General features: G+C 35.0%; 15 protein-coding genes. 6 read left to right on the top strand and 9 right to left on the bottom strand.

The features are described 5' to 3' along the window. Positions 1-292 precede the first annotated feature (292 nt). The 5 genes from LKL37_RS08650 (at position 293) to LKL37_RS08670 (ending at position 4,603) form a co-directional block, all read left to right on the top strand. The gene (locus tag LKL37_RS08650; RefSeq protein ID WP_431610153.1) at positions 293-2,023 is read left to right on the top strand and encodes a cellulase family glycosylhydrolase; all 1,731 of its coding nucleotides are present in this window, start codon (positions 293-295) and stop codon (positions 2,021-2,023) included. A 66-nt stretch (positions 2,024-2,089) separates the two neighbouring features. Further along, complete coding sequence (gene bla-A / locus LKL37_RS08655) at positions 2,090-2,968, top strand: CGA/CIA family class A beta-lactamase (RefSeq protein WP_431610154.1); 879 nt, start codon at positions 2,090-2,092, stop codon at positions 2,966-2,968. A 32-nt stretch (positions 2,969-3,000) separates the two neighbouring features. Next, complete coding sequence (locus LKL37_RS08660; RefSeq protein ID WP_431610155.1) at positions 3,001-3,411, top strand: hypothetical protein; 411 nt, start codon at positions 3,001-3,003, stop codon at positions 3,409-3,411. A 10-nt stretch (positions 3,412-3,421) separates the two neighbouring features. Beyond that, a complete protein-coding gene (locus LKL37_RS08665; RefSeq protein WP_431610445.1) occupies positions 3,422-4,312 on the top strand; it encodes a 3-hydroxybutyryl-CoA dehydrogenase in 891 nt (296 codons plus the stop codon). A 51-nt stretch (positions 4,313-4,363) separates the two neighbouring features. Beyond that, entirely contained in the window at positions 4,364-4,603 is a 240-nt protein-coding gene (locus LKL37_RS08670; RefSeq protein WP_002977986.1) for a hypothetical protein, read from the top strand. 49 nt (positions 4,604-4,652) lie between these two features. On the opposite strand, the gene LKL37_RS08675 is transcribed toward LKL37_RS08670, so the two are convergent. From LKL37_RS08675 to dnaN, 6 genes are all read right to left on the bottom strand, one after another. Next, positions 4,653-5,063, bottom strand: a complete 411-nt coding sequence (locus LKL37_RS08675; RefSeq protein ID WP_431610156.1) for an META domain-containing protein — start codon at positions 5,061-5,063, stop codon at positions 4,653-4,655. Between the two features lie 366 nt (positions 5,064-5,429). After that, entirely contained in the window at positions 5,430-7,832 is a 2,403-nt protein-coding gene (gene pheT, locus LKL37_RS08680) for a phenylalanine--tRNA ligase subunit beta (RefSeq protein WP_431610157.1), read from the bottom strand. A gap of 204 nt (positions 7,833-8,036) precedes the next feature. Continuing rightward, positions 8,037-8,654, bottom strand: a complete 618-nt coding sequence (locus tag LKL37_RS08685) for a DUF417 family protein (RefSeq protein WP_431610158.1) — start codon at positions 8,652-8,654, stop codon at positions 8,037-8,039. A gap of 62 nt (positions 8,655-8,716) precedes the next feature. Beyond that, entirely contained in the window at positions 8,717-9,547 is an 831-nt protein-coding gene (locus LKL37_RS08690) for a helix-turn-helix domain-containing protein (protein ID WP_431610159.1), read from the bottom strand. A gap of 56 nt (positions 9,548-9,603) precedes the next feature. Further along, a complete protein-coding gene (locus LKL37_RS08695) occupies positions 9,604-10,434 on the bottom strand; it encodes a M23 family metallopeptidase (RefSeq protein WP_431610160.1) in 831 nt (276 codons plus the stop codon). A 309-nt stretch (positions 10,435-10,743) separates the two neighbouring features. Beyond that, entirely contained in the window at positions 10,744-11,874 is a 1,131-nt protein-coding gene (dnaN, locus tag LKL37_RS08700; RefSeq protein ID WP_034699704.1) for a DNA polymerase III subunit beta, read from the bottom strand. Between the two features lie 184 nt (positions 11,875-12,058). Between dnaN and LKL37_RS08705 the strand changes: the two genes are divergently transcribed. Then, positions 12,059-12,445, top strand: coding sequence for a diacylglycerol kinase family protein (locus LKL37_RS08705; RefSeq protein ID WP_431610161.1), 387 nt, complete (start codon positions 12,059-12,061; stop codon positions 12,443-12,445). Positions 12,446-12,556: 111 nt separating this feature from the next. Here LKL37_RS08705 and LKL37_RS08710 read toward each other — a convergent pair whose 3' ends face one another. The 3 genes from LKL37_RS08710 to LKL37_RS08720 form a co-directional block, all read right to left on the bottom strand. Next, complete coding sequence (locus tag LKL37_RS08710) at positions 12,557-13,015, bottom strand: GyrI-like domain-containing protein (protein WP_431610162.1); 459 nt, start codon at positions 13,013-13,015, stop codon at positions 12,557-12,559. A 218-nt stretch (positions 13,016-13,233) separates the two neighbouring features. After that, on the bottom strand, positions 13,234-13,566 hold the full coding sequence (locus tag LKL37_RS08715; protein ID WP_431610163.1) for a gamma-glutamylcyclotransferase family protein: 333 nt from the start codon (positions 13,564-13,566) through the stop codon (positions 13,234-13,236). Beyond that, positions 13,566-14,195 carry an SGNH/GDSL hydrolase family protein gene (locus tag LKL37_RS08720; protein WP_431610164.1) on the bottom strand — a complete coding sequence of 210 codons (630 nt, stop codon included), beginning with the start codon at positions 14,193-14,195 and terminating at the stop codon, positions 13,566-13,568. Before LKL37_RS08720 ends, LKL37_RS08715 begins: the two co-directional genes overlap by 1 nt. Between the last annotated feature and the right edge of the window lie 33 nt (positions 14,196-14,228).

A 14,228-nucleotide genomic window follows, 5' to 3' on the forward strand; every position in this document is an offset into this window, starting at 1 on the left:
AAGCAAAGGTTGAATCGATTTGATGAAGCTGTAGATTTATTTGATTAATTTGTAATTTACATAATGAAATAAAAACTTTTCATTAATAATTGCTTATTTATCAATAAAAAATCATTTTAAAACTAAAAAAACAATATATTTGGAGAATAATTCAATACAATATTGAAAGATTTTGTTTTACATATAGAAATATCCGGCATCATCAATGATCTGAATACAGTTTCATTTCATGATGTCATCGTTCATTATAATTTCTAATATTTCCCTATTATTTTAAACCATTGAAACTACTATGAAAAGAGCCATTCTATTATCCGCAGTTTTATTGTCTCAATTTGGGACATCGCAATTATTGAAAACTTCAGGTCAGAAAATCGTTAATGATAAAGGTGAAAATATTCAATTGAAAGGCCTTGGGCTGGGCGGTTGGATGCTTCAGGAAGGATATATGCTGAAAACTGCCGATTTTGCGGGACCTCAGTATAAGATTAAGGAGAAAATTGCAGAATTGATTGGTGAAGACGGAATGAATGAGTTTTACAAAGCTTATCTCAAAAACGGAATTACAAAACAGGATATCGATTTTTTGGCCAAAGCCGGATTTAATTCTATAAGACTCCCAATGCATTACAATCTTTATACGCTGCCTATTGAAAAAGAGCCTGTAAAGGGAAAAGATACGTGGCTGGATGAAGGTTTTAAAATGACTGATGATCTTCTTCAATGGTGTACAGATAACAAAATATATTTGATTCTGGATCTTCATGCTGCTCCGGGAGGACAAGGAAATGATGCCAATATTTCTGATAATGATAAATCTAAACCTTCGCTTTGGGAGAATGAAGAGAATCAAAGAAAAACTGTAGCGCTGTGGAAAAAACTGGCTGAAAGATATAAAGACAATCCATGGATTGGAGGTTATGACTTGATTAACGAGCCCAATATCAACTTCACAGGGAAAAATCCGAATGGTACTGATGAAATGTCTAATGCTCCACTTTGGAAGCTTCAGAAGGATATCACAGCAGCCATCAGAGAGGTTGACAAAAAGCATATTATTTTCATTGAAGGAAACGGCTGGGGAAACAATTATAATGGATTACCAACTATCTGGGATAATAATATGGCTTTCAGTTTTCATAAATACTGGAATTACAATGATGATCAAACCCTGAAATTCGCACTGGATCTAAGAGAGAAGCATAATATGCCAATCTGGCTTGGTGAAACGGGTGAGAATTCAAACGTTTGGTTTACTGAATTGATCCAGCTTTTGGGTAAGCATAATATCGGGTATGCATTCTGGCCGATGAAGAAGATTGATAATATTGCAGGAATTAACAATGTGAAAATCACTCCTGAGTATGAAAAGCTATTGGATTACTGGAAAAATGGCGGTGAAAAACCTTCGAAAGAGTACGCAAAAAAAGCTTTACTACAGATTGCAGACCATTACAAACTGAACAACACAGAGATTAAGAGAGACGTGATTGATGCCATGTTCAGACAGATTACAGATTCTTCTACAAAACCGTTCAGAAACCATCAGGCTCCGGGAAGAATATTCGCTTCGGAATATGATTTGGGAAGAATGGGATCTGCCTATCTGGATAAGGATTTCATTAATCTTTGGGTAAGCGATCCGGCCAAAAGATCAGAATGGAACTCCGGACAGCAGATGAGAAATGACGGTGTAGATATCTATAAATGTAACGACAAGGTTAGCAATCAATATTATGTAGGGAAAACAGAAACCGGAGAATGGCTTCAGTATACGATTCAGTCAAAAGGAGATAGAAATTATGCAATTGACATCAGATATTCGGCGGCCAATCCTTCTAAAATAAGAATTGAAACAGCTAGCGGAAAAGTCTTAGCTACGGCATCATTAGCATCTACCGGAGGAAATGAAAACTGGAAAACGGTTACAGCCAAAAATATCAGTCTTCAGAAAGGAGAAAATAAAATCAGAATCGTCTTTGAAAATGATGGTGCCAATCTGAATTATTTTGAATTAAAATAGTAATAATTATCTTAAATTGCAGCTCTCTTCCGGTCTTCAGAAGAGGGCTTTTTTAATGATACTATTATGAAAAAAACAGCATTCTTTTTTCTTCTGATTTCAGCATTTACATTGGCGCAGACTTCTCTATTAGAACCCAAAATAAACTCAATTCTTAAGAACAAAAAAGCCACAGTAGGAGTTTCTGTCTTAGGTTTTGAAAATGGTTTTAAATATGATAAAAATGCAGATAAAAAGCTTCCGATGCAAAGTGTATTTAAATTTCACATTGCTGCAGCAGTTCTGAATTATGTAGATCAGAGAAAACTCTCTTTGGATCAGAAAATAAAATTGGATACATCCAACTTGCTTGAGAACACATGGTCTCCGCTTCGTGATCAATATGCCGGAAAAGATGTTGAAGTTCCGTTAAGTGAAGTGATTGAATATACAGTTGCCAAAAGCGATAATAATGGCTGTGACATTCTTTTGAAACTATTGGGAGGAACTCAGACTGTACAAAAATTCATGGATTCCAAGGGGGTAAAAGGTTTTCAGATCAAATACAATGAAGAAACTATGCATAAAGACTGGAATGTTCAGTATGAAAATTACAGCACAACAAAATCAGCGGTTGATGTCCTTAAAAAATTCTATGACGGAAAATTATTATCCAAAAAATCTACAGATTATCTGATGAAAGTAATGTGGTCTACTTCAACAGGATTGAATAAAATGGTAGATCAGCTTCCCAAAAACACTCCGGTGGCAAGAAAAACGGGAGCTTCCGGAAAGAATAATGCGGGTTTAACAGGCGCAGAAAATGAAATCGGAATCATTACTTTACCTAATGGCAAACATTATGCATTAGCTGTATTTGTCAGTAACTCAATGGAAACGGATACAGTGAACTGCAAGATGATTTCGGATATTTCCAGAGAAGTCTGGGAATATTTTAATAAATAAAATTTTAAGCTTATTTTTAAAGCGATTTTAACATGAAAAAATTAATAGTAACAACAGCGCTATTTGCTTTCACATTCTTTTATTCTCAAAAGAATCAGAACTATTTACAGATCAGCTATGGAAGCGTGTGCTGTGGTCCGGCATCTGATAAACCTGTCATCAGCTTTCTGAAGGAATTCAAGAATAAAAGCCAGATAAAAAGCATGGAAATCCTGATACAAAAAGGAAGAGGCAGAGAGGGTGAATATTCATTATATGTTGGAACTGATTTTCTTACAAAGAATCAAAAAAAACGATTAATCAGAGGATTAACAGCCGCTATTTCTAATCAGAACAACAGTAAGAAAAACCAAAATGTGGGAAATGTTTTCTTTGATTCGACAGCTGTTGTGACACAATCTGAACTTACAGACGTAAAAAATTTAACTATCTATAAAAAATAAAGGAAAAATGATCAAAAACATTGTAGTTATCGGAGCTGGAACCATGGGAAATGGTATTGCACATACTTTCGCACAAAGCGGTTTTAAAGTAAATCTTGTAGATGTATCCCAGGAAGCTTTGGACAGAGGTTTAAAAACCATTACTACCAATCTTGACAGAATCATTGCAAAAGGAAATCTTACTGAGGAGCAAAAAGCTGAAACTTTAGGTAACATCACTACTTTTACAGCACTGAATGATGCTGCAGGTACTGCAGACCTTATCGTAGAAGCTGCTACAGAAAATATGGATCTTAAACTGAAGATCTTTAGCCAAATGGACGAACTAGCTCCTGCAGGCTGTATCCTTGCAACCAATACTTCATCTATATCAATCACCAAAATTGCTGCAGCTACCAAAAGAGCTGATAAAGTAATCGGTATGCACTTCATGAACCCGGTTCCTATCATGAAACTGGTTGAAATCATCAAAGGATATTCTACTTCTAAGGAGACTTTTGACGCTATTTATGAAATGAGCAAAACATTGGGGAAAGTGCCTGTAGAGGTGAATGACTATCCAGGTTTCGTGGCTAACAGAATTTTAATGCCAATGATCAATGAATCTATCGAAACGCTTTACAACGGAGTGGCTGGTGTAGAAGAAATTGATACAGTAATGAAATTGGGAATGGCTCATCCGATGGGACCACTTCAGCTGGCAGACTTTATTGGTCTTGATGTATGTCTTGCCATCCTTAATGTAATGTATGACGGTTTCAAAAATCCTAAGTACGCTCCGAACCCATTGCTTGTAAATATGGTGACAGCCGGAAAACTTGGTGTAAAATCAGGCGAAGGGTTCTACGATTATTCTGAAAGCAAAAAAGCTGAAAAAGTTTCAAAAATGTTTTTGAAGTAATTTTAAATCAATAATTTTATTTATCTTTGAGAAAGTTAAAACATTAAAAAAATGAAATTACCAAAGTTTTTATTAGCAGATAATTCGGAATTTCCAGAGGATCTATTCGTGGTTCATACAGAATATCCAAGATTTATCTTAAACGTTGAGGAAGAAGAAGTTGAGTGGTTAGATGATCTTGAAGGTGATGATGAAGAAACTATGGCAGACGAGGCTACTAAAGTAGTAGAAGCAGCGTTCAAATGGTGCGACGAAGAGTTGGCTAAGTACGACGAAGAAGAGGAAGATTAATAACACTCTAAACATAAAAAAGGAACTCAATTGAGTTCCTTTTGTTTTTTTATTCTGATTTTGTGAATTTCAATAGTAAAAGATTGTCTTTATACAATTCTAAAGTATTTCCGGAAATCACATATTTATTTGCTTTTCCCATCATATCCATAAAGTTCTGCTCCACTCCAATGTTGTTGCACATCATTTTAGTAGATCCCATTTGTCCCGCTGTAAAACCACCTGTAGACGGATCAATTGAAGCTGTTCCGAAATAGTTATTACATCCGGCATTTCCTGTGATCTTCTCTCCTTCAATATTCAATGTCGGGATTTTACCTTTTACATTGTCAGCCAATGTCCATTTTGTATTGGCAAGAGCAGGCTGAGCCTTTCCTACTTTAGACGCAGACGGGCTTGTCATGGATCCACATGAAGCCAAAACTGCAGCTGTACATATACTTAAAAAAAGATTTTTCATTTTTTACTTTTTGAATTAACCCAAATTTACGGAAATTATATTATCTAAACGGGTTACAGCGAATTTTATTATTCTTTAACACTTGATTTTTGAATATTTTTCCGGGCTATTTTTAAGGTGAAAGATATTCTCTGTAGCCATAAATTGGAAAACACAAATAGCACAAATGATTTTACTAATACCACGAATAATATTCAATAGGAATGGGTTATAATCCTGAGCCTAGTCGAAGGAAAACCGTTTTTTTATCAACAAAAATTCATTTGGCTTTAGCTGAAACATAACAATAAAACCGACATTACCTAAAACAAAAAAAACGGACTTTAAAAAGTCCGTTTCTTTTATCGTGAAGTATATTTTCAAATATTAAGATCTCAACTCTGCGTTGAATTCTTTCTGGAAAGCTTTGATCAGAGAATCCATTACTTCTGTAATCTCCTTTTCTTCCAGTGTTTTTTCTTCGTTCAACAGTTCAAAGCTCATTGCGTAAGACTTCTTACCTTCAGGAAGATTTTTACCTTCATACACATCGAACAGATTGATGTTCTTAATGAATGGAGATTTGTTCTTCTTAGCAGTCTGATATAAATCCTGATAGTTTACCGTTTTATCAATTAATAAAGCCAAGTCTCTTCTGATTTTGTTGAATTTCGGAATATCTTTGAATTTCAATTCATTTTTAGAGCGTAATTCCTGAGCATATTCCAGTTCAATTTCTGCATAGAAACATTCCTGATCGATATCAAAATCTTTCAATAAAGTTGGAGCTACTTTTCCAATTCTAACCAAAGCTTTACCATCTGCTTCATATACCAATGCATCGGAGAATCTTTCGTCAGACAGAGCAACTTCTTTATAGTTTACAGCAAGTCTTTCCAATAAAACTTTTACATACGCTTTAAGGTTATAGAAACTTACAGCAGATTTTGGCTGAAGCCAGTTTTCGGCAACATCTCTTCCTGAAACCAATAATGCCAATTGTTTTCTTTCTTCGTATTTATCTTTTTTGTGATAAATTTTTCCTAATTCGAAGAACTTGATATCCTGATTCTTTCTGTTGATATTGTATACTGTATTCTGAAGAAGTCCTTCTAATAAAGACTTTCTCATGAATGCCAGATCTCCGCTTAAAGGGTTTAATAGTTTTACAGCGTCAGTTTCATCTTTTACAGAAGTCAATGAATTGTTCATTACTTCATTGAAACCAATGCTCTGTAAAGTTCTTGCCCAGCTGTTTTCCAGTTCGTCCTGATCGTTTGCACTTAGTTTAACAGGCGTAAACGAAATCTTCTGTGGAGCGTCAATTTTATTGTATCCGTAGATTCTTAAGATCTCTTCAATGACGTCAATTTCTCTCGTTACATCTGCTCTGTAAGCAGGAACAGAGATTTCAAAACCGTTAGGAATTTCATTTAAAACCTGAATTTCCAAAGCTTTTAAGATTTCCTTTACTTTTTCTCTGTGAATTTTTGTTCCTAAAATCTGTTCAATTTTAGAGAATCTGATAATCACATAGTTGTCTTCTATTTTCTTAGGGTATTCTTCCAATAACTCTCCTACTAATTTTCCTTCAGCAATTTCCTGAATCATTTTAATAGCATGAGTAATTGCTGTTCTTGTAAGGTTTGGATCTACCCCTCTTTCAAATCTGAAAGAAGCATCTGTATTCAAACTGTGTGCTTTAGCTCCTTTTCTTACAGCGATAGGATTGAAATAAGCACTTTCAAGGAATATTGTTTTAGTTGTTTCAGATACTCCTGAATTCTCACCGCCGAATACTCCGGCAATACACATTGGCTTATCTTTACCGTCTTTGATCATGATTTCAGAACCATTCAATGTTCTTTCAACACCATCTAAAGTCGTAAATTTAGTTCCCGGTTTTACCACACCTACTTTCACTTTCTTATCTGCAATTTTGTCTGCATCAAATGCGTGAAGCGGCTGTCCGTATCCGTGAAGAATATAGTTTGTAATATCTACAACGTTATTAATCGGGCTTAATCCGATCGCTTTCAGTCTGTCTTTTAACCAAGATGGTGATTCTGCAACTTTTACATCTTCAATCACAGCTCCGATATATCTTGGACACAATTCTGCATCTTCAATTTCCAATTTGAAATCATGAGTTCCCTCACTATTCAAAACTTCAGAAGCTACTTTATTAAATTGAGATTTCAATTGGTTTGTAGAAAGATAAGCGTGTAAATCTCTGGCAACACCATAGTGAGACATAGCATCTGTTCTGTTCGGTGTTAATCCGATTTCAAACACTTCGTCGTTGGTAAGTTCAAAATAGTCAGCAAAGTTTTTCCCTACTTCATATTTGGTTTCATCCAGCACCATGATACCTCCATGATCATCACTAAGACCAAGTTCATCCTCAGCACAGATCATTCCCTGAGAAACCTCACCTCTGATTTTTGCTTCTTTAATTTCAAAAAAGTTTCCGGTTTTGTCATAGATTTTTGTTCCGACAACAGCTACAGGAACAGTTTGTCCAGCTTCTACATTAGGAGCTCCACAAACAATGTTCAACACTTTTCCGTTTCCTACATCTACAGTTGTCTTCTTCAGTTTGTCAGCATTAGGATGTTTTTCGCAAGTTAAAACTTTACCTACAACAATTCCTTCCAGGCTGCCTCTTACACTTTCAAATTTATCTATCCCTTCAACCTCAAGACCTATATCTGTAAGGAATTCACCGATTCTTTCAGTTTTTGATTCCGTTTTTACAAAGTCTTTCAGCCAGTTGTTTGATATTTTCATTTGTTAATCTATCTACTTATTTAATTTGTCAGATGCCACAAAGGTTTCATCTGCTCTATTTTGAAACTTTTATTTGAAATTCCACACCTTATTCCGGTATGTTTTTCGAGCTACAAATGTCGTGTTTTTTTGAGAAATAGAGAAATTTAGAAGCCACTTTAAGATAATAAATTTCGTTAATCGTTATGCTTCTAATTGAAGAATCTACTGATCATATGGCCTCAGTACTTTCTTCAGGCTATCAGAAAATAACACGAGCCCTCCAGCCATCATGATAATATCTTTCAGGACCAAACGTCCTGCACCTGACAGATAGGGAAACCCAAACTGTGGTGCAGGGTAATCTCCACCCAGATTAGGCACATAAACTTCAGGAGTGGTGATCAGAAATGACAGCGTGACGAGTGACATTAAAAATGTTAAAGCACCTCCAACGGATCCGATTTTAGGAAACCAGATTCCCAATAACACCAAAAATCCGATAATTACAATTATTATTCCTAGTCCATAGGAAAATATATAGGTTCCGTTTTCTTTTTGCCAGTCGATGTTTTTCTGAATAGCTTTTCCTTCCGGATTTTTATACAATGTATATTCTGCGACTAATTTTTTATCTTCGTTAAAGACCTTATTGTCTGCATTTTTGTAGAAAAAACTCATCAAAGGACTATTGGCTACGAAAGGAACGATTCCATCAGCTTCGTAATGGAAAGCCTTCAAGCCTCCAATCCAGGCCATAACGATGAAAATTGAAATTCTGAGAAAATTGAAAAAGTAAGCATCCAATTGTAAGAGTTGGTAGTAAATTCTGTTGTTTTTCATGTGATTTATTTTTACCAAAGGTATTCACATGTCTACAGCGCCAACATAGATATTTAAGGACATTACATGGACATTTTCGCCACTACCGATATTCCTACTTTTTCTCTGTAATTTTTGGGTGAGCATCCTACCGATTTTTTGAAATACCTGCTAAAGTAGAATTCATCTGCAAATCCCAATTCTGAAGCAATCTCTTTTACTGATCTATAGGTCAAGTGCAGCAGCTTTTTAGCTTCAAGGATAATTCTTTCATTGATAAGCTGAGTAGGTGTTTTGGAAAATTCTTTCTTTACCGCTTTGCTTAAAGTATTATTGGTGATGCTCAGTTTGTCACTGTAAAATGACAGTTCTTTTTCATTCTTAAAATGGGATTCCAGTAGTTTCTGAAATTCAAAAGCTTTTTTATTAGGAATTTTTTCACTAGAAATCACACTGTTTTCGAAACTGCTTTTCTGTTTGCTTCCAATAGCAAGGATCAGTTGTATATACGTCTTGATAATGGATTCAGAAAACGGATGTTTCTCAGATTCCTCTTTTTTAATATGATGAAAGAGCTCCAAAATATAGTTGTAGTTCTCTTCAGACAGTTCAACACCCGGGTTCAGGTAGATATTATTGAATAGAAGTCCGTTGCATGCTACTTCCTCTTTATGATATTCGATACAGTAATAATCCCCGTGAAAAAAAAGTACATAGATATTTTCATCAGAGTTCGAAGCCAGTTTTACCTTCTGGTAAGGAGAAAGAAACAGAATATTATATCCGCTGTAAGAATAGTTAATATCATCCACAGAAAAAACTCCAGATCCTTTCCAAAGAATTACGCTGTAATTTTCAGTAGTGAATTCTGATGGAAAACCTGAGGTAGGATAAGACTGGATTTTTATTTTCATGATTAGATATTTTTAAACACGAATGACTCTAATGATTCACAAATAGCACTATCTGTTTAATACTCTTTTGAATATGTTTTTTTCTCCATTAAATATTCATTCTTCGTTCCATTACCTGTTCTGAAAAGGGTTTTGATAGTTTCTCTGTATTTATCATTTTCCACCCTGGGAAGATAACACACAAAGTGTAAATGAGGTCCTTTACTCCATCCTGTATTTCCACTCAAACCTATTACATCTCCTTTCTTTACCTGATCTCCAATATTTACTTTAACACCGTTTTGCTTTAAATGATAGTATTGAGCAAACGTTCCGTCCGGATGTAAAATGGTAATATAATTGGCTTTATCTACACAATTTCTTGTTGGACAACCCATATTACTAGTGCTTACAAGATCAGTTACCAACCCTTCCCTAGCAGCAATAACTTCCGTTCCTTCAGGCATTGTAAAATCTAAAGAATTTTCATTTTGATGAGAGAATGTTCCATTATATCCCTGATAGATATTAAACGATTTTCCTTTTTTAAAAGGCAAATCATAATGATAATCTTTATCATAGTTCTTTAAAGTAACATCTCCAATATACATCATATAGCCCGGAACCTTTTTTACTTTCCAGCCTTTCATTTTATCATCGACAATAAAGTAACCTACTTTATTTTTCACTGAATTAGCAGGAATCACCTGTGTTGTTCTAAATGGTTGTGGTATTCTCATATTCTCTACTTCCGGAGATCCTGAAAATACTAAAGACATTGGGTAAATTCCCTTATTATCTGCATAAAGGCTCAAAGTATCTCCTTTCTTCTCATGGTATACTTTGATATTATTTTGTGAAAATAAAGTAATAGATGATAATAATAGAATAAGAGTTGTTGTTTTCATGTTTATTAAATGTTTTTTTCTCATTATACTTTTACCTTGAAGCAAAAGTATACAAAAGTTCAAGACAGGAATCATCCGCTAAAAATTTGAATGTACTCCTAAAATTTCCAAACTCGCATGGATCATTTGGTTCTTCTTCAGTTCAAAGTTTCGTCCATGCTCAGACAATGGGAATTTTTTAAACGTATTAAAATTTTCTTAACGCTCCTGATTCCTAAGTCGATTTCAGATATTTACAACTATGAGTCGGATGGTAGAATTACAAAAAAGCCGGAAAATTCCGGCTTTTTTGTATATGTTATGTTAATGTTACAATCCGATTACGGGCATTGACAACATTAAGATATTTTCATTTTCTTCAAGACCGTCAAGAGGTTCGATGATCCCTGGTCTGTTAGGTTGAGACATTTTCATAGTGATATCGTCAGATCCTAGGATTGTCAGCATTTCAGTTAAGAATTTTGAACTGAATCCGATATTGATATCTTCTCCGTTGTAGTCACAAGGAATCTGCATGTCTGCTTTGTTTGCATATTCAGTATCTTCTGCATGAAGGTGAAGAATATTACCGGAAAGCTTGAATCTTACCTGATTGGTAGATTTGTTAGACATGATAGATGCTCTTTTGATCGCTCCTAACAACAAGTTTCTGTTGATAGTCAACACATTTGGGTTTTCCTTTGGAATTACTGCAGTATAGTTCGGATATTTTCCGTCAATCAGTCTACAGATCCAGATATGTTTACCAAAAGTAAATTTAGCCATATTCTCATTGAAGTCGATGGTAACGTCTTCATTGGAACTTGCCAGGATATTTTTGAAAATGTTCAGAGGCTTTTTAGGCATGATAAACTCCATCGGCTCAGCATTCATAAGATCTGCTCTTTTGTACACCACCAATCTGTGGGAGTCTGTAGAAACGAAATTGGTTTCATTTTCTCCAAACTGGAAAAGAACTCCTGTCATTACCGGACGAAGAGAGTCGTTACTTGTAGCGAATAGTGTGTTTGTCAACGCTTCAGACAAAACTCCTGCAGGCATCGTTACACTTTGTGAAGCGTCGAATTCCGGCAATTCAGGATAGTCATCAGCATTGTCTAATGCTACTGCGAAATTATCTTTTTCATCTAAAATCTCAAGCTGGCTTCCAGTACCTTCGGCATTGTCTTTTACAACAAATGTCAGAGGCTGTTCACCATATGTCTTGATAAAATCCTGAAAAATTTTAGCAGGAACAGCAAATTTACCTGTATCATCAGACTTTACTTCCAGAGAAGTAACAAGAGTTGTCTCGCCGTCAGATGCTGTAATGGTAACATTATTTCCGTCTAATTCAAAAAGATAGTTTTCTAAAATCGGTCTCGATTGAGAGCTTGATATTACGCCACTTACAGTTTGCAAAGCCTTCTGCAGTTCACCACTTGAAATAATAAATTTCATAGATTTATAAAATAAGTTTCTACAAATATAATAAATAGATACAACAAAGAAAAGAATAATATGGAGGAGTTTTTCACAAATATCCTTAACCTGTTTTGAGCCTTGATATTATACTTAGATTTCTGCGGATATTCATTTTTTTATCAAATACAAAACCTATATTTGTGAAAAAAGTTTGAAAATCATGCAAAAACCTCCCATTCATAAAAGTTTTCTCAATGCTTTCCGGGGTGTTTTCATGATGATAAAAACAGAAAGAAACTTCCAGATCGAGCTTTTGGCGTTCTTTGTCAATCTCTTTCTTGTTTTTTATTTCAAATTAAATTATACGGATGCAGCATTGGTTCTTATCGCTTCATTTGCTGTTTTAAGTGCCGAAATTTTCAATACTGCTATTGAAAAGATCTGTGATATCATTCAGCCTGATTTTGACAAAAGAATTGGCTTTATTAAAGATATTGCTGCAGGTGCTGTAGTGCTGACAGCCATTGCTTCGGTGATTGTTGGGATTCTGGTGTATGGAAAATATGTTGTAAGATTTATGAAGACCATAAAACTCTTGTTTTTATAGGTTCTAACCACCCCGTCAAAAATTTTTTGAATTTTTGCCACCCCTCCAAGGGAGGGGAATTTCACGTCATCAGTTCGATTTTTTTTGAAAGTTAGAAATATTTTATTTTTCTTATTTGACAGCGATTAAGATATCTACTTCGGCATCTAATGGATTCTGTGCTTTTTCTCCATAGACTTCAAAATCGGCAGTAAATACCCTATCAAGATCCATTTCCCATATTTTCATCCATTTATTGATCACTAAGTCTTTTGAAACATCTCCTTTTATGGTAAATTTTAAATATTCCCCACCGTCAAAAGAATACCCAACCATCCCATCCGGAATCTTGTCAAGATTTTCTACTTGACATCCAAGAACCGTCGTATAAGGCTTTGTATGGTCTTTTTCATAATCCGTATAAATAGAATAAAGGGTATTATCTATTCTATTTGGTATTGAATTGAGAATATCTTCATTGACCATTTTCTCCCATAATAACGGGATGTCCTTTGCTGCCTGTCCATTTTCATTGGTTGTTCTTACCGAAATACCGATTACCTTAAAAGGTTCTATTTTTACGTTATTCATTATTAATTTTTTGTAGTATGACAAAGATACAGGCAGATTGTGACAATAGTGTGTCAGGAGTTTTTTAAATTTTGGCTAAAGCCGGTGGACTTGTTTTTATATGATAAGTGGGCTTCCTTCGACTAAGCTCTGGATTAGAGCCCACTCCTATTGAATGAACTTGACTTGTAAATTTGCATAGTTGGGTTGTTGAGATTGCTTCGCTTTGCTCGCAATGACTATTTCCTTACGTAAATAAACCCTTTCTTTCCGGATTTAAAAACAGTTTCAATTCTTTTATAATCATCTACCTCGTATTTATCTGCCTGGAGAATTTCTGCTTCTGTAACATCAAAAAGTAATCCTTCTATCTGATCATCATCATTGTCTGAAAATTCCAATACGGGATGGTATTTCTGGCCGCTTTTTCGCAGTACTTCAGGATCTGTAATTTCAAGCATACTTAATTTGTAGCCTGATAAAATATCTTTTTCACCCTGTAGAAGTCTTCCAAAGGTTTCAAGTTGTACCTGCTCTTTTTGCAGGGTTCCGTAAGAAAATAAATTGGGCATTATAAATATTTTTCAATGACTGGGATGGCGATTTCAGCCATCATTCCGTAACCTTTTTCATTGGGATGTACCCCATCTGCAGAAAGCAGGATCTCTTTATCATCTAGAAAAGCAGAATAAAAATCAATATATACCAGTGATTCTTCAGCTGCAATATTTTTCAGAATCTGATTATAGGCAACCACATCTTCGTTGATCCTCTTTTTCCCGGAGCTTACCACTATTCCATCTATTTTTTGAGAGAAAGGGAGGATGCTTACAAGATAAATCTCATTGGAGAACTGTCTGGCATGCTCAACAGCTTCTCTAATATTATTTCTAAATTTTTCAGGATTTACGATCTGTACTCCATCTTTTACAGCAAGATCATTGGCTCCATAACTTAAAAAAACGATATTTCCATCAGCGGAATTTCTTGCATCTAATTCGTGAGGAATCCTTTTCAGTAATCCTTCTGTAGTTTCTCCTCCTATTCCGAGATTGAACAGGATCAGTTCATCTCCATTTCCTTCGTGAAATTTCTGCAGGGCATATCTTTTTATAATATCTACCCAACCGCCAAAAACTCCGTCATATTCCCCGTAGGTAATGCTGTCACCAAAGAACAGCCCGTAAATAATTTTCTTCATTCAACTTTATTATTTCCTGTTTTGTTGAAGTAA

Source organism: Chryseobacterium sp. 'Rf worker isolate 10' (assembly GCF_050753305.1).
Lineage (GTDB): Bacteria > Bacteroidota > Bacteroidia > Flavobacteriales > Weeksellaceae > Chryseobacterium.

Coding starts and splice junctions, on each gene's coding strand:
- LKL37_RS08670 (WP_002977986.1), top strand. CDS start 4,364: ATGAAATTACCAAAGTTTTTATTAGCAGATAATTCGGAATTTCCAGAG.
- LKL37_RS08690 (WP_431610159.1), bottom strand. CDS start 9,547: ATGAAAATAAAAATCCAGTCTTATCCTACCTCAGGTTTTCCATCAGAA.
- dnaN (WP_034699704.1), bottom strand. CDS start 11,874: ATGAAATTTATTATTTCAAGTGGTGAACTGCAGAAGGCTTTGCAAACT.
- LKL37_RS08660 (WP_431610155.1), top strand. CDS start 3,001: ATGAAAAAATTAATAGTAACAACAGCGCTATTTGCTTTCACATTCTTT.
- LKL37_RS08710 (WP_431610162.1), bottom strand. CDS start 13,015: ATGAATAACGTAAAAATAGAACCTTTTAAGGTAATCGGTATTTCGGTA.
- LKL37_RS08685 (WP_431610158.1), bottom strand. CDS start 8,654: ATGAAAAACAACAGAATTTACTACCAACTCTTACAATTGGATGCTTAC.
- LKL37_RS08715 (WP_431610163.1), bottom strand. CDS start 13,566: ATGCCCAATTTATTTTCTTACGGAACCCTGCAAAAAGAGCAGGTACAA.
- LKL37_RS08705 (WP_431610161.1), top strand. CDS start 12,059: ATGCAAAAACCTCCCATTCATAAAAGTTTTCTCAATGCTTTCCGGGGT.
- LKL37_RS08650 (WP_431610153.1), top strand. CDS start 293: ATGAAAAGAGCCATTCTATTATCCGCAGTTTTATTGTCTCAATTTGGG.
- bla-A (WP_431610154.1), top strand. CDS start 2,090: ATGAAAAAAACAGCATTCTTTTTTCTTCTGATTTCAGCATTTACATTG.
- LKL37_RS08695 (WP_431610160.1), bottom strand. CDS start 10,434: ATGAAAACAACAACTCTTATTCTATTATTATCATCTATTACTTTATTT.
- LKL37_RS08720 (WP_431610164.1), bottom strand. CDS start 14,195: ATGAAGAAAATTATTTACGGGCTGTTCTTTGGTGACAGCATTACCTAC.
- pheT (WP_431610157.1), bottom strand. CDS start 7,832: ATGAAAATATCAAACAACTGGCTGAAAGACTTTGTAAAAACGGAATCA.
- LKL37_RS08675 (WP_431610156.1), bottom strand. CDS start 5,063: ATGAAAAATCTTTTTTTAAGTATATGTACAGCTGCAGTTTTGGCTTCA.